General features: G+C 50.9%; 25 protein-coding genes. 18 read left to right on the forward strand and 7 right to left on the reverse strand.

All coding sequences use genetic code 11. The annotated features are described in order from the left end of the window. Window positions 1-19: 19 nt before the first annotated feature. The 7 genes from GIW82_RS13585 to GIW82_RS13615 all read left to right on the forward strand — a co-directional run bounded on the left by GIW82_RS13585 (window position 20) and on the right by GIW82_RS13615 (window position 7,407). Window positions 20-796 (forward strand): ABC transporter ATP-binding protein, encoded by a 777-nt coding sequence (locus tag GIW82_RS13585; protein ID WP_154750496.1) that lies wholly within the window; start codon window positions 20-22, stop codon window positions 794-796. Beyond that, window positions 786-2,792 (forward strand): FtsX-like permease family protein, encoded by a 2,007-nt coding sequence (locus GIW82_RS13590; RefSeq protein ID WP_154750497.1) that lies wholly within the window; start codon window positions 786-788, stop codon window positions 2,790-2,792. Before GIW82_RS13585 ends, GIW82_RS13590 begins: the two co-directional genes overlap by 11 nt. 139 nt (window positions 2,793-2,931) lie before the next feature. Continuing rightward, window positions 2,932-3,906 carry a tRNA dihydrouridine synthase gene (locus GIW82_RS13595; protein ID WP_154750498.1) on the forward strand — a complete coding sequence of 325 codons (975 nt, stop codon included), beginning with the start codon at window positions 2,932-2,934 and terminating at the stop codon, window positions 3,904-3,906. Between the two features lie 114 nt (window positions 3,907-4,020). Next, the gene (locus GIW82_RS13600; protein ID WP_154750499.1) at window positions 4,021-5,142 is read left to right on the forward strand and encodes a hypothetical protein; all 1,122 of its coding nucleotides are present in this window, start codon (window positions 4,021-4,023) and stop codon (window positions 5,140-5,142) included. Between the two features lie 24 nt (window positions 5,143-5,166). Then, window positions 5,167-5,688 carry an NUDIX hydrolase gene (locus tag GIW82_RS13605; RefSeq protein WP_154750500.1) on the forward strand — a complete coding sequence of 174 codons (522 nt, stop codon included), beginning with the start codon at window positions 5,167-5,169 and terminating at the stop codon, window positions 5,686-5,688. Between the two features lie 27 nt (window positions 5,689-5,715). After that, the gene (locus tag GIW82_RS13610) at window positions 5,716-6,138 is read left to right on the forward strand and encodes a DUF4275 family protein (protein WP_154750556.1); all 423 of its coding nucleotides are present in this window, start codon (window positions 5,716-5,718) and stop codon (window positions 6,136-6,138) included. 12 nt (window positions 6,139-6,150) lie between these two features. Next, window positions 6,151-7,407, forward strand: a complete 1,257-nt coding sequence (locus tag GIW82_RS13615) for a hypothetical protein (RefSeq protein ID WP_154750501.1) — start codon at window positions 6,151-6,153, stop codon at window positions 7,405-7,407. A gap of 54 nt (window positions 7,408-7,461) precedes the next feature. Here GIW82_RS13615 and GIW82_RS13620 read toward each other — a convergent pair whose 3' ends face one another. After that, window positions 7,462-8,214, reverse strand: a complete 753-nt coding sequence (locus GIW82_RS13620; protein WP_154750502.1) for a CPBP family intramembrane glutamic endopeptidase — start codon at window positions 8,212-8,214, stop codon at window positions 7,462-7,464. Between the two features lie 155 nt (window positions 8,215-8,369). Here GIW82_RS13620 and fbpA point away from each other — a divergent pair, with 155 nt between their 5' ends. Then, on the forward strand, window positions 8,370-8,531 hold the full coding sequence (gene fbpA / locus GIW82_RS13625; protein ID WP_154750503.1) for a Fur-regulated basic protein FbpA: 162 nt from the start codon (window positions 8,370-8,372) through the stop codon (window positions 8,529-8,531). A gap of 38 nt (window positions 8,532-8,569) precedes the next feature. Then, window positions 8,570-10,021: an amidase family protein gene (locus GIW82_RS13630; protein ID WP_154750504.1), complete on the forward strand. Its 1,452-nt coding sequence runs from the start codon at window positions 8,570-8,572 to the stop codon at window positions 10,019-10,021. Between the two features lie 39 nt (window positions 10,022-10,060). Here the strand turns inward: GIW82_RS13630 and GIW82_RS13635 are convergent, their stop codons facing one another. Continuing rightward, a complete protein-coding gene (locus GIW82_RS13635) occupies window positions 10,061-10,918 on the reverse strand; it encodes a TetR/AcrR family transcriptional regulator (RefSeq protein ID WP_154750505.1) in 858 nt (285 codons plus the stop codon). 154 nt (window positions 10,919-11,072) lie between these two features. Between GIW82_RS13635 and GIW82_RS13640 the strand changes: the two genes are divergently transcribed. The 4 genes from GIW82_RS13640 to GIW82_RS13655 all read left to right on the forward strand — a co-directional run bounded on the left by GIW82_RS13640 (window position 11,073) and on the right by GIW82_RS13655 (window position 15,960). Further along, window positions 11,073-12,551: a DHA2 family efflux MFS transporter permease subunit gene (locus tag GIW82_RS13640; protein ID WP_154750506.1), complete on the forward strand. Its 1,479-nt coding sequence runs from the start codon at window positions 11,073-11,075 to the stop codon at window positions 12,549-12,551. Window positions 12,552-12,642: 91 nt separating this feature from the next. Continuing rightward, on the forward strand, window positions 12,643-13,803 hold the full coding sequence (locus tag GIW82_RS13645) for a DEAD/DEAH box helicase (RefSeq protein ID WP_154750507.1): 1,161 nt from the start codon (window positions 12,643-12,645) through the stop codon (window positions 13,801-13,803). After that, window positions 13,800-15,029, forward strand: coding sequence for an aminopeptidase (locus GIW82_RS13650; protein WP_154750508.1), 1,230 nt, complete (start codon window positions 13,800-13,802; stop codon window positions 15,027-15,029). The genes GIW82_RS13645 and GIW82_RS13650 overlap by 4 nt, the downstream gene beginning before the upstream one ends. Before the next feature lie 13 nt (window positions 15,030-15,042). Continuing rightward, complete coding sequence (locus GIW82_RS13655) at window positions 15,043-15,960, forward strand: SGNH/GDSL hydrolase family protein (RefSeq protein WP_370456245.1); 918 nt, start codon at window positions 15,043-15,045, stop codon at window positions 15,958-15,960. A 338-nt stretch (window positions 15,961-16,298) separates the two neighbouring features. Here GIW82_RS13655 and GIW82_RS14780 read toward each other — a convergent pair whose 3' ends face one another. After that, window positions 16,299-16,442, reverse strand: a complete 144-nt coding sequence (locus GIW82_RS14780; protein ID WP_195914062.1) for a hypothetical protein — start codon at window positions 16,440-16,442, stop codon at window positions 16,299-16,301. 65 nt (window positions 16,443-16,507) lie between these two features. Then, window positions 16,508-17,584 carry a M20 family metallopeptidase gene (locus tag GIW82_RS13660; RefSeq protein WP_154750509.1) on the reverse strand — a complete coding sequence of 359 codons (1,077 nt, stop codon included), beginning with the start codon at window positions 17,582-17,584 and terminating at the stop codon, window positions 16,508-16,510. Between the two features lie 347 nt (window positions 17,585-17,931). Between GIW82_RS13660 and thiT the strand changes: the two genes are divergently transcribed. Together thiT and map are read left to right on the forward strand one after the other, a co-directional pair. Further along, window positions 17,932-18,507, forward strand: coding sequence for an energy-coupled thiamine transporter ThiT (thiT, locus tag GIW82_RS13665; RefSeq protein WP_154750510.1), 576 nt, complete (start codon window positions 17,932-17,934; stop codon window positions 18,505-18,507). An 80-nt stretch (window positions 18,508-18,587) separates the two neighbouring features. After that, window positions 18,588-19,343 (forward strand): type I methionyl aminopeptidase, encoded by a 756-nt coding sequence (gene map, locus GIW82_RS13670; RefSeq protein ID WP_154750511.1) that lies wholly within the window; start codon window positions 18,588-18,590, stop codon window positions 19,341-19,343. Window positions 19,344-19,394: 51 nt separating this feature from the next. On the opposite strand, the gene GIW82_RS13675 is transcribed toward map, so the two are convergent. Continuing rightward, the gene (locus GIW82_RS13675; RefSeq protein WP_154750512.1) at window positions 19,395-20,126 is read right to left on the reverse strand and encodes a tryptophan-rich sensory protein; all 732 of its coding nucleotides are present in this window, start codon (window positions 20,124-20,126) and stop codon (window positions 19,395-19,397) included. Window positions 20,127-20,302: 176 nt separating this feature from the next. Between GIW82_RS13675 and GIW82_RS13680 the strand changes: the two genes are divergently transcribed. From GIW82_RS13680 to GIW82_RS13690, 3 genes are all read left to right on the forward strand, one after another. Beyond that, window positions 20,303-22,108, forward strand: coding sequence for a M3 family oligoendopeptidase (locus tag GIW82_RS13680; protein ID WP_154750513.1), 1,806 nt, complete (start codon window positions 20,303-20,305; stop codon window positions 22,106-22,108). After that, window positions 22,105-22,653: a GNAT family N-acetyltransferase gene (locus tag GIW82_RS13685; protein ID WP_154750514.1), complete on the forward strand. Its 549-nt coding sequence runs from the start codon at window positions 22,105-22,107 to the stop codon at window positions 22,651-22,653. The genes GIW82_RS13680 and GIW82_RS13685 overlap by 4 nt, the downstream gene beginning before the upstream one ends. 212 nt (window positions 22,654-22,865) lie before the next feature. Further along, window positions 22,866-23,501: a pentapeptide repeat-containing protein gene (locus GIW82_RS13690; protein WP_154750515.1), complete on the forward strand. Its 636-nt coding sequence runs from the start codon at window positions 22,866-22,868 to the stop codon at window positions 23,499-23,501. Between the two features lie 49 nt (window positions 23,502-23,550). Here the strand turns inward: GIW82_RS13690 and GIW82_RS13695 are convergent, their stop codons facing one another. Both GIW82_RS13695 and mreBH read right to left on the reverse strand, forming a co-directional pair. Further along, window positions 23,551-24,123, reverse strand: coding sequence for a beta-class carbonic anhydrase (locus GIW82_RS13695; RefSeq protein ID WP_154750516.1), 573 nt, complete (start codon window positions 24,121-24,123; stop codon window positions 23,551-23,553). Window positions 24,124-24,282: 159 nt separating this feature from the next. Continuing rightward, complete coding sequence (mreBH, locus tag GIW82_RS13700) at window positions 24,283-25,290, reverse strand: rod-share determining protein MreBH (protein ID WP_154750517.1); 1,008 nt, start codon at window positions 25,288-25,290, stop codon at window positions 24,283-24,285. Window positions 25,291-26,251 lie beyond the last annotated feature (961 nt).

Here is a 26,251-nt window from a genome sequence, read left to right on the forward strand (position 1 = left end):
AAAGAGCAGGAGGCGGACCATGGAAACGATACTGAGCGTCGAAAAGATTGAAAAATATTACGGTAATAAAGGCAAAAAAGGGAACATCACAAAAGCGATGGATGACATCAGCTTCCAGGTGAAGGAAGGGGAGTTCGTCGGCATCATGGGTCCGTCAGGCAGCGGCAAAACGACGCTTCTGAACTGCATTTCGACGATCGACCATGTCACCACGGGAAAGATCATCATCAATGGACAAGATGTCACCGGATTGAAGAAAAAGGCGCTCGAAACGTTCAGGCGCGACGAATTGGGCTTCATCTTCCAGGATTTCAACCTGCTGGACACCTTGACGGCTTATGAAAACATCGCGCTCGCCTTGACGATCCAGAAGAGGGGAGAGACCGAGATCGATTCTATGATCCAAAAGGTCGCGGAGAAACTCGGCATCACCGAAATTCTCGGAAATTACCCGTTTCAATTGTCGGGCGGGCAAAAGCAGCGGGTGGCGAGTGCGCGTGCCATTGTCACGGAGCCATCTCTGATTCTGGCGGACGAGCCGACGGGTGCGCTCGATTCCAAATCGTCCAATATGTTATTGGAGTCGTTTGAAAAACTGAACCAGGAATTCGGCTCGACGATCCTGATGGTCACACACGATTCCTTCACGGCAAGCTATGCCAACCGGATCCTGTTCATCAAAGACGGCAGGATCTTCAATGAGTTGGTGCGCGGGAATGATACGAGAAAGCAATTTTTCAATAAAATCATCGAGGTAGTGGCTTTGCTTGGAGGCGATGTCGGGAATGTTCTCTAAAATTGCAATCAATAACGTCAAAAGAAGTTTCCGAGATTACGCGATTTACTTTTTAACGCTGACACTCGGGGTCTGCATCTTTTACAGTTTCAATTCCATCGAATCGCAGGGAGCGATCCAGGAATTTAGCAAAAGCCCGGACTTCAAGCTATCCATGCAATTGAGCTTGGCCGCTGCATCGGTCTTCGTCTCCTTCGTGCTGGGCGGGCTTGTGATTTTCGCCAATAACTTCCTGATCAAAAAGCGCAAGAAAGAATTGGGCATTTATATGACTCTGGGCATGCCGAAAGGGAAGATCTCGCAGATCCTGATCTTCGAGAGCCTGCTGATCGGCGTGCTGTCGCTCGCAGCGGGGCTGGGGCTGGGTGTCCTCGTTTCGCAGAGCCTGTCAATCGTCACTTCGAGCATCCTGTCGGTGAATGTGGACACGTTCGAATTCGTCTTTTCGCCGGACGCCATGTGGAAATCGATCCTTTATTTCGGTGTCATTTTCGTGGTCGTCATGCTCTTCAATCAATTCACCGTCTCCAAATACAAATTGATCGACCTCCTGAACGCGGCGAAAAAGAACGAGAACGTAAAGCTGAAAAATCCGTTCACTTCGTTTCTGCTGTTTCTTTTTTCGGGAGCATTGCTGGGCTTTGCCTATTCACGGGCGCTGAAGGACGGATTGAACGCCAGCAACCCGGATCTCGTGCTGACCATCGTACTAGGCGTCGCCGGAACATTGTTCTTCTTTTTCAGCCTGTCGAGCTTCTTTGTCCAGCTCGTGCAGAGGAACAAACGCGTCTACTTCAAAGGCATCAACATTTTTGTGCTGCGGCAATTGAATAATAAAATCAATACGAATTTCTTTTCCATGACGGTCATGTGCCTGTTGCTGTTTCTGACCATCACGCTCATTTTCACGTCGTTCGACCTGAAAGGGACGATCGATGAAACGACGGTCACCGACGCGCCTTTCGATGCATCGGCATTCCTTTTCGTCGATGAGGAGAGCGAAAACCCTGCAGAAATCGAGATCGAAGCATATTTGAATGAAATCGACTTCGCATTCGATGCCCCTGCAGAACATGCTTTCTACAGTGAATACGAATTGGACATGACGACCGTCGAGCTGCTTGCGGCGCATCTGAGCGGGCAGGAGAAGCTCGGGATGCAGGCCGATTATATGGATAATGCCATCACGGCGGTCAAAGCGGCGGACTATAACGAAATGCAGCGGATCAAAGGGCAGGATCCAGTCCAGCTGGGGGAAGACGAAGTGTTGATCGTCTCCAATTTCCACGAAACGAATGACGCGCTGACGTCGTTTCTGGACGGCGGCGACAAAGTGATGCTCCAGGGCCGTGAGTATGCGGTCAAAAACAGCGCGCCCATCGAAGAGAACCTGAAAATCAACGGCTACAGCAATTTCTTCCACTTGATTCTTCCGGACAGTTTCGACGGGGAGCTGAGATTGATCCACACCGGCTTCAATGTCGTCTATGACGAAGCCGCCCGTGAAGAAGCGGAAGAGACATTTTCCGACCTGTTCTATGCGATGGACCGGGACGAATTCCGGGGGATTTCACCGGCTCTGGTCATCGGCGCGACATTGGACCAGGAAAACAACCGAGCGGTCGGAGCAATGGCGATCATCGTGTTCCTCGGCCTGTTCATGGGGCTTATCTTCATCATTTCCAGCGCAACGGTGATGGCGCTGCAGCAATTATCGGATGCAAGCGACAGCCTGGAACGCTACCGGTCGCTGCGGAAAATCGGTGTCACAGAGAAGATGATCAATGGCGCGATCCTGAAGCAATGCCTGATCTACTTCCTCGTGCCGTTGAGCCTGGCGATCGTCCATTCCATCGTCGGCATCAGTTCTATCGAACAGATCATGCAATTCCATTACGAGAGCATTCTCTTCAGCATCCTGCCGCTCGTACTGATTTACAGCGGGTATTTCTATGCCACGTATGCGGGAGTCAAAAATATCGTCAAGAGCAATTGACGGAGGACGGGGCGGCCCGGAAAGTCAGGAATACGGCTTTCCGGACCTTCCTTTTGTGTGGGGAGTGACTTTGGATGTCATCTCCGCCGAAAAATGCTAAAATATCTTTTCGAAGAGAACGAGAGGATTGAATAGCGAAATGAAAGAGAATTTCTGGAAGGACTTGCCGAAGCCGTTTTTCGTGCTGGCACCGATGGAGGACGTGACGGATGTTGTGTTCCGCCACGTAATCCAAAAAGCGGGAAGTCCCGACGTGTATTTTACAGAGTTTACGAATACGGAAAGTTACTGCCATCCGGAAGGACAAAAGAGCGTCCGTGGACGTCTTGTGTTCACGGAAGATGAGCAGCCGATCGTTGCGCACATTTGGGGAGACAAGCCTGAGCATTTCCGCGAGATGAGCATCGGGATGGCCGAACTTGGCTTCAAGGGCATCGATTTGAACATGGGCTGTCCGGTGCCGAACGTGGCGACGCGCGGCAAAGGAAGCGGATTGATTCTCCGGCCGGAAGTGGCTGCGGAAATCATCCAGGCCGCCAAAGCTGGAGGCCTGCCGGTGAGTGTCAAGACGCGCCTCGGGTACTCGGAACTGGAAGAGTGGGAAGCGTGGCTGACGCATATTTTCGAGCAGGACATTGCGAACTTGTCGATCCACTTACGGACGCGGAAAGAGATGAGCCAGGCGGATGCGCACTGGGAAATGATTCCGCAGATCAAGGAATTGCGTGACCGGATCGCACCGGATACCCTCCTGACGATCAATGGGGATATTCCGGACCGGACAGTCGGGCTGGAACTTGCTGAGAAATACGGCATCGACGGCGTGATGATCGGCCGCGGCGTGTTCAAGAACCCGTTCGCGTTCGAGAAAGAGCCGCGTGAGCATTCGAGCAAAGAGCTGCTTGATTTGCTCCGGCTGCAGCTGGATCTGCACGATCACTTCATCGAAGAGATTCCACGTTCGGTGACGGGACTTCACCGCTTCTTCAAAATTTACGTCAAAGGTTTCCGCGGAGCGGGCGAGCTGCGCAATCAGTTGATGAATACGCGTTCCACTGACGAAGTGCGTGCGCTGATCGATGCGTTCGAACAAGAGAACGGTGCAATTGAATAAAGTGATTTAAGAAAGCTGATCCGGCATTATAGCCGGGTCAGCTTTTTTTCGCTTAGTGCTGCGTAGTGGTTTGGATTATAATTGGAGTAATCAGAAAGAAAGAGGGCGATGCGTATGGCGGTCGAATATGTGAAAGAGGTCAAGGAGTTACTGGCGTGCGTTGATTTCGGAGCGATTTGGGATGATTTCCGCGCGGTGCCGTTTGCCATTTACGATGAGCGGGAATTCTTCCTCAGTGAAGATCTCCGGCCAAGCCTTGACGTTTCGGATGCGGGCGACGGTGTTTACCGCGGCAAGGTCGATGAGCGATTCGCCGGAAACACCGCGGCGCAAATCGGAGATCACGTGTTGGCGATCTGGGATGCATCAACGATCGGCGAATATAGCAGGACACAACTGGCGGCGTATTTGGCGCACGAAATGTTCCATGCGCATCAATTCGCTTACAGGGAAAAGCGTTTTCCGAATGAATTGCTCGGCGCGGCGTACCCACTGACGGTCGAGAACTTGCATCTGCGGTTCATTGAACGGGAGTTTTTGCTAGGTGCTTGTACCGCGGGGACGGAGGAAGAAAAACGGGAAGCGCTGTCCATATTTTTTGCGTTGCGCAAGGAGCGGGAGCGATTGATCGGCGAATTCCTCGCATATGAAAAAGCGGTGGAATCGGTGGAAGGAACGGCGGTCTATGTGGAATACCGAAGTTTTGTGCAGCTGCAGGATTCTCCGGTGCCGGTCGAAAAGTATCTTGCGGATTACCGGAACACGGACAAGGAACAATTGAAAATACGTGGCGCCACATACAGCCAGGGGATGCTGCTCGCACTACTGGCGGATGCCTTGTTGGGAGACTGGAAGGCTGACTTTGTAAAAGACAGCGCGTTCTTGAGTGATTTCTTGGAGCAGCGGTTGACGCTATCGAAACCGGAGCTTGATGTAGAGTCATTAAAAGAAAAGCTTTTGGCGGAGAAGGAGGGATTCTCCGCCAGTATTGCCGAATGGGAGCGTGAACGCGATGAAGCCTTTGCTGCTTTCGAGCGTCATAAAGGACTATGCCGGATCGAAGGCGCTGTAAAAGTGAAGGGCATCGATCCGATGAATTTACTGAAGCGCGGCGACGAAGTGATCCACCGGAATTTCCTGAAGATCGACCGCGGGAATGGCGTTGAACTGCTGGAAGGCCCGTTGAAGGCGAAAATCGGCGACAGCTTGTTCGATGTGAAATGGATTGAATGGTGAGGAATGAAAAGGGATGGGTGACTGATGGAAATTTGGGAAGTATACGATAAGGAACGGAAGAAGACCGGCCGGACGATGAGGCGCGGCGACGGGATTGCGGAAGGTGACTATCATCTTGTCATTCACGTTTGTGTTTTCAACAGTAAGGGAGAGATGCTGATTCAGCAGCGGCAGCCGTTCAAGGAAGGATGGTCGAATCTGTGGGATTTGACTGCAGGCGGCAGTGCAATCCAGGGCGATACGAGCCAAGCCGCGGCGGAGCGGGAGTTGCTGGAAGAAGTCGGAATCAAAGTGGATCTGGAAAATGTACGTCCGCATTTCACAATCAATTTTGAACGCGGGTTCGACGATATTTATTTGGTTGAAATGGAAGTGGACACTGGGACGTTAACACTCCAGTACGAGGAAGTCCAAGCAGTGAAATGGGCTTCCAGACAGGAAATTCTCGCCATGATCGAAAGCGGTCTGTTCCTGCCGTATTATCCATCTTTGATTGACTTGCTGTTTGCGAGCCGGAGAGGGTATGGCTGTTTGCAAGTACATTAAGCGGAAGCAGGTGTCAATTTGGATTGGATGGAAGGATTGAAAGCGAAAGGAATCACCGTCCGGGAAATCCCGGACTGGGGCAATTATTTGAGGGATGAGTGGATTTCTCACTTTGCTTCTCACTTGAATGCACAGGAGAAGCGGGACATTTATTTGAAGGATGGGCGACGCTTTTGCGGCTACCTTTGGCATGTGTTCAGTTATGAGACGAAAGCTTGTCTCGAGGAACAACAGGCGGACCGGGCTTTTGACGAAGAACAGAAGTGGAGCTGCTATGTATTTTTCCAAGATCAAGACGATGCATATCTCCTCGAAAATTCACAGTCGTTGAGGGCTGAGGATTTTCCGGACGGAGAAGACATTTACGTCGTCAATAAAAAATTCAGTTGGACCTACATGAAGACGCATGAAAATGGCCACTTAGGTCCGTACTTCAGCCGCAAGGAATAAGGGGGAAATGGATTGGATACACGGATAAAGGAATTGGTGGAATTCGTCAAAGAAAAGTATGGGTTGACTCGTTACAAACTGGCGCGCTATGAACTGCACCGCTCCGTCAATTTTCTGTATGAAACGGAGTACGGGCTGGACATGGAATGGTTTCCGGAAGGTGCCGAAGAACTTGAAGACGGCAGCAATCCGGACGGGACGATTGTCATCGACCTGGACATCGGAAGACGCCAAGTGCGCCATTTCATCTGTGTCGGTGAAGATGCTGCAGGCGGCCCGCGCTTAACAGATACAGATCCGGACGGGATTGCGCGCTGGCTGGAAGAGGAAACAGGTCTCATCCGCGGGCAGCAATTCGAGTTGGAATCGTTCGAAGAAGGAAAGGCGCGATTCCGCGGCATCGTGCACGGCGTGCCAGTGTCACCGGCTGCAGTGATGACAGTGGAATGGAATGATGCTGCAGTCCTTAAGCTATTCACGAAAGATGGGTATTTCCCATCGCCGAATGAAGTGGAGAAGGAAGAATTCCAACTTGACCGGGAACGATTAGCGGATGTGGCGATGCAGCAAGTGAAGATGATCGACATGCCTGACGATGAACAGAAGAAGACGCGGCCGTTGTACGGCATCGAAGAAGTGTACGTGATGAATGATTTGTCGGCCACGCTGCCAGTCAATTGGCGTGAAGGCCCGCCTTTAGTCGAGTTGGATGAACTTTTGACGTGGCAAGAACCGCTGAACCGAAAATACGAAAATGAGAAACTGCAGTGGGATGAGCAGCTTACACCGGACCAGGCTTTTGCGGGCGAAGCTTCTCCGGATGCGGCCCGACTCACGGAAGCGGAAATCGAAAAATGCAAGAACGTCGTCATCGATTTCTTGCGGAGCATCTATCCGCAAGATTCGGGGAACTGGCGCCTGATGCAGCTGTGGCGGAAGCGCGGGAAGGTTCGGGCAATTTTGTCCGAACCTTCCGAGGAAGATCGTTATTTTGAAAAGAGACTGGCAATCATGTTGGACGGGGCTGATTTCCGTGTGCTTACGCACGGAGACAACTATCCATTTGTCGAAGAACGCGAACAGTACAACCGTCCAGGTCTTACTGTATCGAAGCAGCAGGCTTTTGAAAAGCTCCGTCCGCACTTGACCGTAAAACCTTATTACCGGTATGACGATGGGCAGAAGAAATTCCGGCTGTGCGGCATGCTCGACTGTGACTACTTTGTCGATGCAGTGACAGGAGAACTGTTTCATGCGAATGAATTATAATTGAACCTGTAAAAGACGGAGAAAGAAGCAAACGTGCTTCTCCTCCGTCTTTTTTTAATAAACCCCGAACAGAAGAAACGCGATCGGAAACGCGCTAAAGGCGATATTGACGAGAAAATGGCAGACGATCAGCGGGAATAGGCGTTGTTGTTTGTAGAAGATGATGGCGCTCCCGAGACCCCAGACGAAAAAGGCTGTGGCATAGACGATTGCGCCTTCGAAGCTCGGTGCAAGCATGACGTGCTGCAAGGAAAATCCGATGGAAGGAACGAGGAGCCCGATCCACACCTTCCCGGTTCGTTGGATGAATTTCGGCTGAGCATAGCCTCGGTACATGATCTCTTCGATCGGTGCATTGAAAAAAGGGAAGATGAGCGACACGATTGCCGCAAACCAAAGCAGCCAGCGCGGACGCGCATAGCTCGTGTTCGCAATGTCTCCCGCAAAGACAAGTTCGAATTGATTGATGAAATCGTTGCCGAACAAGAAGAACATCGTTCCCATCACAGCACCGACGAATGGCAAATAGAGAACGAACAGCCAAAAAAATCCGTACGCAATGTCCTTACCGAGTACTTCCTTTCGAAAGCCGATCAACTGCTTTAACGAACGGCCTTCCTTTTTCAGCAAACGGTACATCAAATAGAAACAAAAAATGTTGACGATGGTGAAGAACACGGTCGACAGTTCCGGCAGAAACGGAAAATTGAAGGCAAGCCCGCTCCAGGCGAATAGGAGGAACATGATGCTAGCAGCAATGAACAGCAGAGGAATCCGGACGAATGAGACAAATAGAGCGGATTTCATTGGCTCATCTCCTTATGATAAAAGTTAGTTTGAGTATATCATTTAATTGAATATTTCGTTAATTATCATCCCTAAATTTCTTCTCTTAACAGGTTTAGGGAAAGCTGGTTGAAGGGTAAAAGAACAGTGAACGAATCAACAAGGAGAGAGACATCATGATCGAACAAATACCCGAATCGAAATTCGACGACAAACGCACACAAGTTATCGATGACTTGGTTTCGCGAAACGTATTCAAAGTGGACGGCAGACAGCTGTACGAATTGTCGCTGTATGAATTATTGAAGGAACATACGGACGAAAGCCTGGAGTCTTGATTCCAGGCTTTTTTTAGAACCAAAAAGGGGAGTCGCATATGCATCAGGAAAAATTGGAGCAGTACCGAAAAGAACGGCTGGATGAGATGACGATCGATGACCTCCAGCGGGACATGGAAAAAGGTGATATCACTTCCGAGGAATTGGTGCTCATGTACCGTGAGAATATATCGTTGCGCGACAAGAATACGAATGCCGTGCTGGAGATCAATTCGGATGCGCTCCTGATTGCGCAGGCGATGGATTTTGAGCGGAGACAAGGGCAGGTGCGATCACCGCTGCATGGCATCCCGATCCTTTTGAAGGATAATATGGATACGAACGACCGGATGCATACAAGTGCAGGGTCATTAGCGCTGAAAGACCATTACGCTGCAGATGACGCGTTCATCGTCAAGCAACTGCGGGAAGCCGGTGCAATCATCCTCGGCAAAACGAATATGACTGAGTGGGCGAATTTCATGTCGGACAAAATGACGAACGGCTACAGCTCGCGCGGTGGGCAAGTGAAGAATCCTTACGGCCCGTTCGATGTCGGGGGCTCGAGTTCAGGAGGCGCGGCGGCGGTCGCATCAAACTTGGCTGCAGCAGCGATCGGCACGGAAACTTCGGGCTCCATCATCGATCCCGCAGCGCAGAACAGCCTCGTCGGGATCAAGCCGACTGTCGGGCTCGTCAGCCGGAGCGGCATGATTCCGCTGTCCCATACACAGGACGTGGCAGGACCAATGACGCGAACGGTCAAAGATGCAGTTGATGTGCTCGCGGTGCTGATCGGGAAAGATCCGGATGACGCAGTCACCGTTCTTGCAGAGCCGTATGAAACGTATGATTGGGATAAACATTTGAAGAAGGATGGACTGAAAGGCGTGAAGCTCGGCGTGCCGCGCGAGCTGATCACCGAGGCGATCCGTGACGAGCAGCTGGAGTTGTTCGAGCAGGCGCTTGCAAAGTTGAAGGAGCTGGGTGCGGAAGTGATCGATGCGGTCTCGCTTGGCGCGGACCAGGACGACCTCGGATTTGCGGTGCTACTCCATGAATTCAAAGCCGATCTCAACGCCTATCTTGGGAAAACAGCAATATCCAATCCGATCCGTTCAATGGACGATGTAATCGCTTTTAATAACGAACATCCGGAAGAGATGCTGAAGTTCGGGCAGAATTTGCTTGAGCAGGCGAACCGGTTGAGTGGCAATTTGACGGAGCGGGAATACGTCGAGGCACTTGAGCGCAATCGCTTCTTGGCCGCTGAGCAAGGAATCCAGGCCACGCTGCGGGAAATCGGAGCGGATGCCTTCATCTTGCCACAAGACTTCGGCGTCAATATCGGAGCGGCTGCGGGCTTTCCATCGATCACGGTTCCGTTTTCATATACCGACAGCGGCCAGCCGTTCGGAATCACGTTTACCGGACGGGCCTTTGCGGAAGGCAAGCTGATCGAATATGCATATGCCTTTGAACAGGCGACGCAGGGAAGACGGGAGCCGTAAAAAAAGAACGCGAGACCTGTTGAAAGGTCTGGCGTTCTTTTATCTGTTTTTGGAAGCGTTGATCGTGCGCCACATCTGTTCGAGTAAAAACGACAGGCGGGTCACTTCAGGGTGCTTCGACAGTGAGGTCAAGGCGCTTTGCATCAACGTAAAGCGCGGAGCTTCCGAATCAAGTTCTTCGGCGAGGAAGACGAGAAGCTCGCGTACATCGTCTTGCGCGGATGCTGCAGCTTGCCGCAGTTTGGCGCTGATCTCGTCAGGAGGCAGCAGTTCTTCCTTCGCCAAGCCAGGCAGTGTTCCGCTCTTCAGGAACGCAATCTGGTGTGCTGCCTGGGATTCGATCGAGTCCGCCAGCCGCGTGATGAGGTAGCTTGCCAGTTCCTTCGTCGGCAGCTCTTCGGTCGTATTCAGCTTCCATACTTGGCTCAAGTGCTGGATGGAGCCATTCAAGATGACCGCATTATCGAGTGCATACGGCTCAATTTCATGGCCGTACAAGTCGACGATGCGCTTCGCGAGCCAGTTCACTTCCTCCATGAAGTTGCTTTGCGCGAAACGTTTCAATTCCGGCTCCTGCGTATGGAAGATGCTTTCGTACAGAAGAATCAAATTGCGCATCCGGTTCATTTCGATCCGGATGGCCAATTGCTCTGCCAGTACGGATGGGTCATCTGCCGCACGGCTTTGTGCGATGGCACGCCGTTTTTGTTGGATCTCGCTGATGATCGATTTGATGATCTCGATGAGACAATCCGATTTTGAGGAAAAATAATGATAAAACGTCCCTTTGGACACTTTTGCATTGTCCAGAATGTCTTGTAGGGACGTGCTCATATATCCTTTTGTTGTGAACAGCGTATGGGCCGAAGTCAATATCTGTTGTTTTTTAACGTTCAATTCATCACCTTCATACTATTGGTCTACTAAGAGAATACAATGAAAGTGCTGTCAAATCAACTTTTTGACGCATTCGGTCAATTTTTCTTGATTATACAAGACAAGCGGTATAGAATGTGGAAATGGATTAATTTTCGAGTGTGGAGGAAAAGGAATGACTGAGAAAAAAACGCCTTATGGCATTATTGCAATTTTGTTTACCGGAGCTTTCGTAGCGATCTTCAACCAGACGCTGCTGAATATCGCGCTTCCTGAAATCATGGCTGATTTTCAAATCGACGCAGCCACAGCACAGTGGCTCATTACAGGATATATGCTGGTCAACGGCATCTTGATTCCAGCGAGTGCTTACTTTATCCAGCGCTTCTCGAACCGTACGATCTTCATCGTGGCAATGTCGCTGTTCGCGCTTGGAACTTTGCTTGCCGGAATCGCCCCGGCCTTCAGCGTACTACTGGCGGGACGCATGGTGCAGGCTTCAGGGTCTGCCTTGATGATGCCGCTCTTGATGAACGTCATGCTCACAGCATTCCCCGTTGAAAAACGTGGACGTGCGATGGGCTACTTCGGACTTGTCATGGTCGTTGCTCCGGCGATCGGACCGACATTGTCCGGGTTCATCGTCGAGAACTACTCTTGGCGCGTGTTGTTCTTCATCGTTTTGCCGATCGCGCTTATTCCATTAGCGCTCGGGATTTTCAAATTGAAGAACTTGACGTTCCAAAACCGCAACATCTCGCTCGACTTCATGTCACTTGTCTTATCGACTATCGGATTCGGTGGAGTGCTTTACGGATTCTCGTCCGGCGGCTCACTTGGCTGGGACAATCCGGTCGTGCTCGTGACGATCGCAGTCGGAATCATCGCATTGGTGATCTTCGTCTTCCGTCAGTTGAAATTGAAAGAACCATTGTTGGAGCTGCGTGTCTATAAATATCCGATGTTCGCGTTGTCTTCCATCATTTCGGTCGTCTTGTCAATCTCGATGTTCTCCGCGATGATCCTCATGCCGATCTACATTCAGACGATCAAAGGCATTTCGCCGATCGAGTCCGGACTCATGATGCTTCCGGGAGCTCTCCTGATGGGGATCATGTCGCCGGTCACAGGGAATCTATTCGACCGCTTCGGTGCGAAAGTACTGGCGATTCCGGGACTGTTGCTTGTCGTCATCACGACGTACATGTTCAGCTCGTTGACCGTGGATACGAATTACTTCGTCGTCATGGCGATCTATACGGCCCGGATGCTCGGGATATCACTCGTCATGATGCCGGTCATGACGAACGGTTTGAACCAATTGCCGATGCGGGCTTATCCGCATGGTACGGCCATCAATAATACACTGCAGCAAGTGTCTGCAGCGATCGGCTCGGCGTTTCTCGTTTCGTTGATGAATATGCGCACCGGCATGGAAGTCGGCCGTTTGACGGCGGATGGCACGCCCGCGGAAGAAATCATGAATACAGCGATGCTCGAAGGAATTACATTCTCTTTCCAAGTGTCGACTGTGATTTCAATCGTCGCGCTCGCTCTGGTATTCTTCATCAAGAAGCCGGGACGACCTGCGGATGAAGAGGAAAAAGAATTGGTTTACTCCAGAAAGCCGGTCTCTGATTCGATTGAAAGCTGATCCTTCGGGGTCGGCTTTTTCTTTGTAGAAAAAGGCGTAAAAACGGCAAATATGGTACACTGAAAGCATTCAAAAGAAGGTGGAATTGAACATGGAATTTATAAATGGAATGAACGATAAATGGCAGGAAAAATGGCAGAAGGCTGGATTCGAATCCGCAATGCCGATACAGGAGAAAATGATTCCGGAGATGCTTGCCGGAAAAGACATCGTCGCAGAGTCCCCGACTGGATCAGGGAAGACGCTTGCGTATGTTTTGCCGATCCTTGAAGCAATCGATCCGCAGCGCAAACAGACGCAAGCGATGATCGTTGCGCCTTCACAGGAACTGGCGATGCAGATCGTCAATGTCATACGTGAGTGGATCGAAGGAACAGATTTGACAGTGACACAACTGATCGGCGGTGCGAACATGCAGCGTCAATTGGAGAAGCTTAAGAAGAAGCCGGCCATCGTCGTCGGAACTCCGGGACGCTTGAACGAGCTAGTGAAATCGAAGAAGCTGAAGATGCATGAGATCCGGACGCTCGTCTTGGATGAAGGGGACCAGCTGATGGCCCGCGAACACCGCGGCATCATGAAGGACTTGATTTCAGCGACGCAGCAGGACCGCCAGATCGTCCTCGTTTCTGCGACGATCACAGAAGAAGTGGAACTTGTAGCGGAACGTATGATGAAAGATCCGGTCCGCATCCGTGTAACGGCTGAGGACATGCCGGCACAAGGGAAGATCACCCACTCGTTCATCAAAGTCGATGAGCGCGATAAGACCGACCTGTTGCGCAGCTTGTCCCACATGAAGGACATGAAAGGCTTGGTCTTCGTCAACAACTTGGACCAGCTTTTGATGAAAGAAGACAAGCTGAAATTCCGTGACGCGAAAATCGTCGTCCTCCACTCGGAGATGAAAAAAGATGAACGGAAACGCGCACTCGACGCATTCCGTAAAGGGGACGTCTCCCTTTTGATGGCGACGGAAGTTGCGGCACGCGGCCTTGATATCGAAATGGTGACACACGTCATCCACGTCGATGTCCCGCAGACGCCCGAACAATATGTCCACCGTTCAGGAAGAACAGGACGTGCAGGAGCAGACGGCGAAGTGCTGACGCTTCTTGCATATAAAGACGAAAAACATTACAAGAAAATGATCAAACAAGTTGCCAGCAAGCCGGTGCAGAAAGTATTGCGCGGCGGAGAACTGATCGAAGGAAACAGCAAGACGTCACTTGTAAAAGGAGTGCGAAAATGAACTTTCAAGAAAAGTTAGAGCAATATGCTGAACTGACGGTCCGTGTCGGGCTGAACGTTCAAGAAGGCCAAGTGATTGCTGTCCAGGCAACAGTTGAAACGTTGGAATTCACCCGCCTTGTCGTGCGCAAAGCGTATGAAGCTGGTGCGAAGCAAGTATATGTGAACTATGAAGATCCGGTGCAGACGCGCATTCATTACGAGCTGGCTCCGGACGAAGCGTTCCAATCTTATCCCGAATACATTGTCCGTCAGCGCGACGAAATCATCGATACCGGCGGAGCTTTCCTATGGATCGACGCGGAAGATCCGGATTTGCTTGCGGGCATTCCGGCAAAGCGGCTATCCGATTTCCAGAAGGCTGCTGGGAAGTCACTTGTCCGTTATCGCCAAGCGGTCGGTTCGGATAAAGTGGCATGGTCGATCGTTGCTGTTCCGTCTCCAAAATGGGCTGCGAAAGTATTCCCGGAATTGACGGGTGAAGCGCAGATCGAAGCGTTGTGGGAAGCGATTTTCAAGACTGTCCGGATCGGCGGGGGCAATGCGGTCGCTAAATGGCAAGAGCACATGGCGACACTCGACAAACGCGCTGCTTTGCTGAATGCGAAGCGCTACAGCAAGCTGCACTACAAATCGACAGGTACGGATTTGACGATCGAACTGCCAGAAGGTCATATTTGGCTGACGGGCGCTGCGAAGACGCCGAATGGCACACCATTCATCGCCAACATGCCGACTGAAGAAGTTTACACAGTGCCACTGAAGCAAGGTGTCGAAGGAACGGTGCGCAATACGAAGCCGTTCGTCTACAACGGCAACGTCATTGACGGCTTCACTTTGAAGTTTGAACAAGGGCAGATTACGGAAGTGTCAGCTGAACAGAATGAGGAATTGTTGAAGGAGCTAGTCGCGTCCGATCCGGGAGCGGCATATCTCGGAGAAGTGGCACTCGTGCCGTATCATTCACCGATTTCCGACAGTGGCATCTTGTTTTACAACACACTATTCGACGAAAACGCTTCTTGTCACTTGGCGATCGGGGATTCGTACCCGACTTGTCACGAAGGAGCAGCAGATTTGGAACGCGGCCAGTTGGAAGCAATCGGCTTGAACACGTCCATCGTGCATGAAGATTTCATGATCGGAAATGCCGAGCTGTCCATCGACGGGATTTTGCCGGATGGCACAGTGGAAGCTGTATTCCGAAACGGAGACTGGGCGGAGTAAGGAGGAAATCGATGTGAAGAAGCTGATATTAATGGTTGTTGCTGCAGTCAGCTTGTCCGGTGTGGCAGCGCCTGTTTCTGCCGAATTGAAGACGCCGGCAGCTTATGTGGCGCTCGGCGATTCACTCGCTGCCGGACAGACGCCGGATAACGCCATCGACACAGGCTACTCCGACTTGATCGCCCAAGAACTGGTGCGTCATCAGCGCGTCGTCTTCTACACGAAAGACTTGGCATTTCCGGGCTTCACCACTGCTGATGTATTGGAGCGCGTCCGCTCCGCTGAAGCGCAAGAAGTGCTGAAGCAGGCGAACATCATCACGATCTCCGCCGGTGCCAACGATCTCTTGCAACTGGTGCAGTCGAATCCTGACCAAGGCTCACTTGCGTTCGATCAGATCCAAGCGGACTTCGCCATGAACAAAGCGCGGCAAAACATGGAGAAGACGTTAGCAGAATTAACGGACCGCGCACCGAATGCAGATGTGTATGTCATGGGCTATTACTTCGCATATCCGCATGCGCGCGATTCGCAGAAAGCAGGCGTCGGCCAGCAACTGGACCGTCTGAACGCCATCTTGAAGCGGACCGCTGAACAGGCGGACGCGGTATTCATTCCGGTCGACGCAGCATTCGGTGACGGTGCGACTGACAAGGTGCCAAATGCGGCAGACGTCCACCCGAACATTCTCGGCTACCAGGCGATGGCCAATGCATTTTTAGCCTCGTATGCGCCGCGCTGGAAAGTGGAGCAGTATGAATTGCCAAAACCTGCTCCGCAATCATTCGAGCAGATCATGGCGCAGCAGGAAGCAGCAAGTGCTACCGCGCCGCAGAGCACAACGACGGACCCGGATGCATCTGTGCGGAAGCCTTCTGAAGATGTGAAAATGGATTACTTGGCCATCAAAGGACCGATACTTTATATTTAAAAATGTCGATGCCCCAGGATTCGCTGACTGCGAGTTCTGAGGCTTTTTTTGTTAGGTGGAATGGCGTGTGGGGAGAGCGGCGGGCGGATAACCGGAGAACCGATCCAAATAACCGGAGATTGGATGATAACCGTTGTTTGCCGCCCGATAACCGGCGTTCGGGTCCAGATAGCTTGCATTCACCACCACATAACCGGGATTCATCCGAAAATCCAAAAATGGTTTGATTGGATCGGCCGCGGCCGATCCGGGGGCATCCATCACTCACACCAGTAAATTTCCCCTCAAAAAAACCGGACACCAAAACGTGAAACACGCCCGGTGGCCGGCTACCTGTATTATTTTCTTCGCGGTTGTCCGCTTGGGCGCTGCTGGTTTACATCGACGCCGCCTTTTTTCCTATTCTTCATCATCTTGCGGATGATCGGGTAGGCAATCGGTGCATATTTAACTGCGGTCTTTACAAGTCTGCCAATTTTCATCAAAATCGCTCCATTTCGTATTTGCTTATGGTTCTTTTCCCCCGATTAGCGGGGTTGAAACGCATTCATTCGTTCAGCGCTTGCTGGAGCAGGATGTCCTTGAATTGTTCAATGGACGAAATCTTTCCGAATTCGGCATTGCCGTGCCAGTCGTCGCCAGCCGGACCAAATTCGATGGCACCTTGTCCGCCGTTGACTGCAGCATAATAGCGGGTGTCTGCAGCGCCGTGCTGACCGAATAGGATCGGGTCGTCGGCAGTCACTTTGCGGATGGCGTCCTGCAGCGACACGATATATGGATTGTCTTCCGGTGTCGTCAAGGCCGGTGTCGGTGTGTCGCTCGCTTCGTACTCACCGTCCAGTTCGAGCGTCTTGATCAAGCCCGTCAGCTGGTCGGTGATTTCTTCTGCGCTTTGTCCCGGCATGAAACGGATATCGTATTTGACCGTGCAAAGTTCCGGCACGACATTATACCGATCACCTGCCTGGATCATCGCCAAGTTCACGGAAGGCTGTCCGAAGTACTCCGATGTTTCTTTCCGGAATGGAAGTTCGCTCAGCGCCATGTGGTATTTCATCGCACTTTCAATCGCATTGATGCCTTCCCAAGGACGCGAACCGTGTGCGGGCTTTCCTTTGAAGGTGATATCGAAGTGGAGGATCCCTTTCGACTGCAAGCCGACCTTCAAACCTGTCGGCTCTCCGCAAATGACAAAGTCACCGTGGTAGCCTTGTTCAACAAGCCATTTAGAAGTATTGCGTCCACCAATTTCTTCGTCGGTGACGATGTGGAGCTGGACGATTCGTTCGAGACGGGTCTCGTCAATTTCAACGAATGCTTGCATCATTGCCGCGACACCCGCTTTCATATCGGCTGCTCCGCGTCCGTATAATTTATCCTTCTCGATCATCGGGACGAATTGTTCGCTATGACCGGGGACGACATCGATGTGACCATTCCAGATGATGGTTTCATTGCCATGACCTTTTGTGGCCACGAGCATCTTATACCCGTTGTTCTCCAGTACTTGGAATTCAATGTCGCGTGCCTCCAGCCAGCCGGCGCAGAACACCAATGCGGCATTCGCTCCTTCACGGGAGTCGCTTTCGATCTTGATTAGTTCTTTTAACAAATGGATCATAATTGTTCAGCAGCATACGTACACTGCTGGTTTCACCGCCTCTCTGCAAAAGATTCTTCTCTTACATTTCCCCAGAGGAGACACGATGAAACAGGTTTGCTACGAAAGCCGTTCTTCGGTACAATAGAAGCGAGTCAATAAATTGTATTACACCACAAGGGGAGCTTATCGCTGAGAGTGGACGGAAACGTTCTGACCCTTCGAACCTGTGAGTTAACGCTTGCGAAGGAATGTGGATGGAAACCTGCCTTTATTCCGGCGTCAGGTCTATCCTGATGCCGTTTTTTATATTCAGGCGCAGTTTCCTCCCTTTTATGGTGCTGTACAGAAAATAGGGGGAAAATACGATGAAAAATCCAAAAGTGTTACTCATGATGGAAATTGCGATTTTCGGTGCACTCGGTTTCGTGCTGGATTTCGTTGCCTTCCGCATGCCGCAAGGAGGATCAGTCAGCCTGGTCATGATCCCGATTGTCCTGATGGCGTTCCGCCGGGGAGTAGGAGCCGGTATTCTGACAGGGCTGCTCGTCGGGCTCCTGCAAATCGTCACGGGATTCATCTCTGTGACGCCGCTGTCGTTCGGGTTCGTCGTAATGCAGGTGCTGCTTGATTACTTGCTTGCTTACGGTGTCGTCGGGCTTGCAGGTCTGTTCCGCGGCCGTTACCAGCATGCGGTCAAGGACGGGGACAAAGGGAAAGCGGCGGCGGCCGTCGTCATCGGCGTGCTGATCGCTTCATTCTTGCGCTACGTCGTCCATGTCGTAACAGGAATCCTGTTCTTCGGGATGTTCGCGACAGGCAATGTCGTCCTGTATTCGGCCGGCTACAATGCGACGTACATGATCCCGGTATTCGCAGTGGCAGCTGCAGCTTGTGCGGCGTTATTCGCGACTGCGCCAAGACTTACACAACCAAGAGCATGAAAGCGAGGGGGCTTTGTTTACAGAGCTCCCTTTTCCTATGGTATAATGGCTAACAGAAAAGCTGGAAAGAAGGGTATACAATGATTGCAACAACTGAAAAAGATATCGAAATGCTGAAAAAAGCCGGTCAGATGGTCGCGAAAATCCGCGAAGCGATGAAGGAAGCGACGAAGCCAGGCGTTACGACGAAGGAACTCGACGAACTTGGCGGCCGTATGTTTGAAGAACTTGGCGGTGTATCAGGTCCGAAAGGGGAATATGATTTCCCTGGATTCACTTGCATCAGTGTCAACGAAGAAGTGGCGCACGGCATCCCAGGCAAACGTGTCATCAAAGACGGGGATATCGTCAATATCGACGTTTCCGGTTCATATGAAGGCTATTTCTCTGATACGGGCATCTCGTTCGTAGTCGGGGAAGGTCATGATGAGAAAGAAAAGCTTTGTGAAGTAGCATTGTCCGCTTTCGAGCGTGCGATGACGAAGGTGAAGGCCGGTTCGAAGCTGAACCAGATCGGCAAGGCCGTCGAGCGGGAAGCGAAGCAGCACGGTCTGTTCGTCATCAAGAACCTGACAGGACACGGCATCGGCAAATCCCTTCACGAAGAGCCGCAGCACATCCTGAACTATTATGATGCATGGGAAAAGACGATCCTGAAAGAAGGCATGGTGCTTGCAGTCGAGCCGTTCGTTTCCCAAAAAGCGGAGCACATCATCGAATCAGGTGACGGCTGGACATTCATCACGCCGGATCAGTCGCTCGTTGCACAAATCGAGCACACCGTACTTGTCACAAAAGGCGAGCCGATTTTACTGACGCAGCTTGAAAACGAATAAGAAATGAAAAAGGAACGTTTATCCACTTGCGGATGAACGTTCCTTTTCGTTTTAGTGCCTTATTGGTTTTTTCTTGATCAGGAAGATCCCCGTGAGGATGACGCCCGTCAAAAATAGAGAGGCAGTCATGACGAGTAATTCGCCGGTGCCATTCTTGATGGCGATGCCGATGAATGCCCAGACGAACACGAGTGCATACGGGATATCGAAATGATGGAAGCGGATGTGCAGTGCGAGCGCAGTCGCCACAGTCAGCATAATGACGGTCCATAGTTCGTTGCTGAGTCCCCAGCCATTCCAATTGTAATACGTGAGCACATAGCTGATATTGACGATCGTCGCTACACTGACCCAGCCGAAGTTGATGGCGATCGGCATGCGTTCGGTCAACTTGCGCTCCTCGTTCGGGTACTGGAGGTAGAGGCCGCTGAGTGAAGCGAGATAACCGACCATTGCCACGATTGACCAAATGAAGATTTCATAATGCCATAAGAGAAGCCATGTGATATTGAAGGCAGCACTTAAAATGAAGAATAGTGCGATGGTATTCGAGGGTTTCTGCTGTTCTTTCACATAACGTACCCAAAAGCCGGCAATCCAAATAGCTAAGGCCAAATAGATGATGCCCCAGATCGCGAATACATATCCCGCCGGTGTGATCAACACGGTCAAGCGGTTGGAGACTTCTCCTGTCGTCTGGCCGTTGATCGGCACAATGTTAGCCGCCGCATTGACAGCGATGACAGCGATGAACGCCAATGTCATTAAAATGATCCGCAACATAGCGTCTCCTCCTTCTAGTCTATAGTATACATGTCCGCATAATGTTCAACAAACACCAACTACCCAAAAGACCGCCAATTTTGTACGTCTATTCTTAGTATTTCGCCATTAACATAAAAGTGGTATACTATAAGAGTGTTTTTAGAAAATTTTGTCTATCAGGAGGGTACATAAGTATGACTACAGTAAATTATTCGGAAGTATGGGATTTGGATGTATTGTTCCCGGGCGGCAGCGGATCCGCTGAATTGCGCCAACATATGGACGCAACGCCCCCGAAGTTGGCGGAACTCGAAGAGCAGGCGACACAGTTCGCAACACCTGCTTCTGTACAGGATTCCCCGAAAGTCTTGGCTCTGCTCGAGAAAGTGAAAGAAGCGATGGTCCATATCCGTCAATCAAGTGCATTCATCGGTTGTTTGACTGCCCAAAATACAGAAGACAAAGCAGCGCTCATTCTGCAAAGCGAATCAGCAACAGCCAGCGCGCGCATTCAATCGGCGATCCAGAAAATCCAACAGAAGCTGACGAAAACGGAAGAGTCTGTTTGGGACGAATTGCTGGAAAGCGCGGAGTTGAGCGAGTTCGCATTCTTCTTGAACGAATGGCGTGAAGAAGCGCGTCAGCAATTGTCCGAGGAAGAAGAGAACTTGATCACTGCACTCAGCATGGACGGCTACCACGGCTGGAGCGATCTATACGACATGCTTGTCGGGGAAATCAAGATCACCATGACGATCGATGGACAGGAAAAAGTGATGTCTGTCGGACAAGCGAACAACTTGAGCGCACATAGCGACGCGGCGGTCCGTAAAGAATCGTATGAGAAACTGGAAGAGGCGTGGACAGAGAAGGAGGACTTCTTCGCGAAGACATTGAACTCGATCGCCGGCTTCCGTTTGGAAGTTTACAAAAAGCGCGGCTGGGATAGCCCGCTCCAAGAACCACTGCAAATGAACCGCATGAAGCAAGAAACATTGGATGCAATGTGGGGAGCAATCAGCGAAAACAAGCAGCCGTTCGTCGACTACTTGAACCAAAAAGGGAAGATGCTTGGCGGCGAAGGCTTGCACTGGTATGACGTGGACGCACCGATCACAGCAAGCACGCAGCAATACTCGTACCAGGAAGGCGCAGAATTCATTCTCGAGCACTTCGGGAAATTCGGTCCAGAACTGACGAGCTTCTCTGAGATGGCTTTCGAAAAAGGCTGGATCGAAGCAGAAGACCGTCCGAACAAACGTCCAGGCGGATTCTGTACAGGCCTTCCGAAAACGGAGGAATCCCGCATCTTCATGACGTACAGTGGCTCGATGTCGAACGTTGCGACACTTGCGCATGAGCTCGGACACGCGTTCCACTCTTACGCGCTTCGTCCGGTTCATCCACTGAACCGTTCGTACGCGATGAACGTCGCTGAAACAGCATCGACTTTCGCAGAGATGATCGTTGCGGATGCAGCGGTGAAAAATGCAGCTTCCGACGAAGAGAAGATTGCACTTCTGGAAGACAAAGTACAGCGCAGTGTGGCATTCTTCATGAATATCCACTCACGCTTCCTTTTCGAAACGCGCTTCTATGAAGAGCGGAAGAACGGTTACGTGTCGGCTGCACGTCTAAACGAATTGATGGACGAGGCACAGAAAGAAGGGTTCGGCGGCGGCTTGGCATCGACGCACCCGCACTTCTGGGCATCGAAACTGCATTTCTACATCACGTATGTGCCGTTCTACAACTTCCCGTATACGTTCGGCTATTTGTTCTCACTGAGCATCTACGCGAAAGCGCTGGAAGAAGGAACGGGCTTCGAAGAGAAATACATGGCCTTGCTTCGCGACACAGCGATCATGAGCGCAGAAGACTTGGCGATGAAACATCTTGGCGAAGATATTACACAACAGGCATTCTGGGAAAAAGGCATTGCTTTATGCGTCAAAGACGCCAAGGAATTGATCGAATTGACGTCTAAAGAGCGGGTATGAACCTGGAATTCAGCGGCCAGACATGTTATTTGCGTGCGCTGACGGTGGAAGATGCGGCGGAGATGGTCCAGCTCCTGCTGCGCAACCGGGCTTATTGGTCGATTTACGAACCTCGCCATCAGGACAGTTATTTCACGATTTCGGTCCAGCGGGAGAAAATCCGGGAATCGATCTATCAGGCAGGGGAGAACCGGGAATACAGTTTCGGGATCTTCGAGCATGACACGCATAAGATGATCGGCCATATCTCCTTATACAGTATCAAACGGATGCCTTTTCTCAGTGCGTTGATCGGCTACTCAGTGGACGAACGGCATATCGGGAAAGGGATTGCATCGGAAGCTGTAAAGGTCTTGCTAGACTTCGGATTCAAGCGGCTTGGACTGCACCGGATTGAGGCATATGTGTCGCCTGAAAACCACGGCTCTGTCCGGGTCCTTGAGAAAGCGGGGCTTGTACGTGAAGGCTTGCTGAAGCAATTCCTGTATATTAACGGCAGATGGGTCGACCATTATTATTACGCCGCCCTGGAGGACGATTTTTGAAAGGGCAAGGCCACTCATCTTAGATGGTGGAAAGAAATGCAGCGAAAGTTCAAGTGACTTTCGCGATGTGTGGAGTAGGACGGCTAATTACTGTCCTATTTTTTTATGAAAAGAAAGAGGTATAATGGAGAGAATCGGCTTGAAGCAATTTATCAGGCCAGAAACGGATTGCTGCTGAACTAGAGCAGCGATCGCAGAAAGTGGAGAACTAAATGAAAATCAATGCCCCGAAAATACACGATGAGTTGCAAGAAGTGGACTTGTTGGAACTGTTCGATCTCGAGGAGCCGGAACTAGAAGACGCGCTCATTTCACAAGGAGATGCGGCGGGTGCGACAATCGAACGGCTGCGGCTGACCAACACGCTCCTCCGGAATGTCCGCTTCACGAACGCGGACCTCGGCCGGATCGACTTGACGGACGTCCGTTTTGAGAACTGTGATTTCTCGAACGCAGATATGAGCAAAGCATCGATGAGCCGAGTCGAATTCATCGATTGTAAATTGCTCGGCAGCAACTTGGTCGAATCGTATTTTGGCAACGTGAAGTTCGACCGGTCGATCGTGAACTTGGCGATGTTCGGAAACTCCAAACTGGAGAAAGTGATCTTTTTGGAAACCTCTTTGCAAAATGCAGATCTCTTCGACTGCAAGCTAAAAGGCGTTGAATTCCTATCGTGCGACTTGAACGGGACAAGCTTTGAAGAGACATCATTGAAAGGGATCGACATCTCTTCGTCGACATTCGAAACGATGATCGTCGCATTGGATGACCTGAAAGGCTGCAAAGTGTCATCGATGCAGGCGATCCAGTTCGCTGCGCTGATTGGACTTGTGGTAAAAGAATGATGAAAAGAGCCTCCGCAAGTTGTTTGCGGAGGCTTTCGTTTATTCTTTTTCAGACCGTGATTTCTTTTTCACCATTGACAACGAGGTCGAGTGCACCGGTAGTCGGATCGATGACGAGGCCGTGGACCGGAATTTTCGGATCGATTAACGGGTGGTTCTTGACCATCTGCACACTGTGGTGCACGCTTTCACTTACATTGTCGAACCCTTGTAGCCAGTCGTGCAGGTCGACACCGGAGTATTCGAGCATTTCGATCGTCTTCTCATCGATGCCACGCGCTTTCATTTTGTCCAGGATGCTATGGGAATCTACTGCCGCCATTCCACAATCGTGGTGGCCGATGATGTAGATTTCGTCTGCTTGCAGTTCATAGACTGCGACGACGATGCTGCGCATGATGCCGCCAAATGGATGGTTGATGATCGCACCGGCACTTTTCACCATTTTGACATCGCCATTTTTCAAATTCATCGCTTTTGGAAGAAGTTCGAATAACCTTGTATCCATGCAGGATAGGATGACAATTTTCTTATCAGGAAATTTATCAGTTAGGAACTGTTCGTACTGTTTTCCTTCCACGAAATCTTTATTGAACTCTAAAATATCGGTTAGTCTGGACAATGGAACTCCTCCTTAAATGAATTACTCTTTACTAGTGTATGCTAAATTTCAAAAAAAACGAAGTGAAATTAGTGAGTTTACAGAATTGCTAGGAAATAGCGTGGAAAAAGAGCTACCTACCTGCTGATATCACAGCAATTCGGATAGCTCTACTTTCAATTATTTATTCATTTTCACGATTTGATCCATAATCGATAAGGAGCGGCCTGTGCCGATTGCGACCGCCTCGAGTGGCTGCGGTGATATGTGGACAGGCACAGACAGGACTTCCGACAGCCATTGCTGCATCCCGTTCAATAAGGCACCGCCACCTGAAAGGACGACCCCTTGATCGACGATATCTCCGGAAAGTTCCGGTGGACAGTTTTCGAGCGTAGCACGAATACATTCAAGAATGGCCATGAGCGACTCTTTCAATGTTTCCTGGATTTCGGTCGATGATAAGGTAATCTGTTTCGGCAGACCAGTCATAATATCGCGGCCACGCACTTCCATGGACATCGATTTATGGGGGACGAGTGCATGTCCAATCATCAGCTTGATGTCTTCGGCTGTGCGTTCACCGATCAGGACATTGTATGCCTTGCGGACGTATTGGATGATGTCTTCATCCATGCGGTCTCCACCGACTTTGACCGTTTTGGACGACACGACACCCCCGAAGGAAATGATGCCGACTTCCGTTGTTCCACCGCCGATGTCGACGACGACGGAAGCGATCGGATCGCTGACCGGAAGATCCGAACCGACAGCTGCTGCGACCGGCTCTTCGATCAAATGCACCGTTTTGGCACCGCTCTGCCGGACCGCGTCTTCAATTGCACGGCGTTCGACGGATGTCGCACCGGAGGGGGTACAGATCATGACGTTCGGTTTGCGCCATGCGCTGCCGGTCGCTTTCGCTGCTTTTTGCATTGTCATTTTCAAAAGTTCAGTTGTCACATCGTAGTCCGCGATGACGCCTTCTTTAAGCGGACGGACGACACGGATGGAATCTGGCGTTTTCCCGACCATCGCTTTCGCTTCTTCCCCGAATGCGATTGCCTTGCCACTTTTGACGTCGATTGCGACGACGGAAGGTTCGCTGATGACGATCCCTTTCGCTTTTGTGTAAACGAGTATATTTGCTGTTCCAAGATCAATCCCTACATCTGTTGAAGAAAACATAGACCGTGCCTCCTTATATGTACAAGTACCTTTCGCATTTTACCATAGAAAATGGGGAGGTCTGAGAGCGGGAAGCGGGAATGATACATATCGTGAGGACATTGAACTGCATTTTGGTGAGCGTGTAGGTCTAAGGGTTCGTATTGTAATGGTTACGTAAATGAATTGTTTTTTGATTGTAAGGAAGGGAGCGGGTGTTTTGGAGAAGTGAGGGGGGCGCATGGACAAACAGTGCTCCTGCATCGCTTCGCTGCTCCATCGCAGAAACATCGACCGGGACTTCCTCCGGCCAATATTCCCGCTGCGTCGCTTCGGACAGGGCTCCCGGAAGAAGCCAAGCTGAAGGACGCTCGTCATACCCTCCGCCCAGTCCGAACCATTTCCTCCGCTGAGAGTGTGGGAGAAGTGGGAGTGAGGTGGAATTTTCATTTCATTCGAATGTTCGTGTTGTGTTAAATGTCTGGGCGGCTGACTGCGTAGGCCGCTGGGGTTCTGATTTGGCGAGTGAAATTTATTGAAAAACAGCGAAATGCGATATGGAATGCGTGAAGTGCGATATGAACCGGGTGAAATGCGATATGACATGCGAATCGCGAGTTCGAGCCCATGAAGCGCGAGTTGGATCACCAAATCCACTAGTAATTTTCCTCCTGAACTCCTTCCCTACCATTCGTCACCTTCTGATAGAACGAATAGAAGGTGACTTATGCGCGGATCATCCCACTCGTCAACATTCTACCAATCTCCTGTTATCAAACGAGCTGAGCCGGAATGGAAGAGCGAGCACGCTGGAGTATAGAGTGGTGACGAGACCCCGCAGGTTGCGATAGCGACCGAGGAGGCGCGAGGGCAAACATATGCTCCTGCATCGCTGCGCTAGCTTCGTCGCAAAGATATTGACCGAATTTCATTCGGCCAACATCTTCTCAGCGCCTCTACGTGCGAAGCTCTGGAATGCAGG

The organism is Planomicrobium sp. YIM 101495 (genome assembly GCF_009707665.1).
Taxonomy (GTDB): Bacteria; Bacillota; Bacilli; order Bacillales_A; family Planococcaceae; genus Planococcus.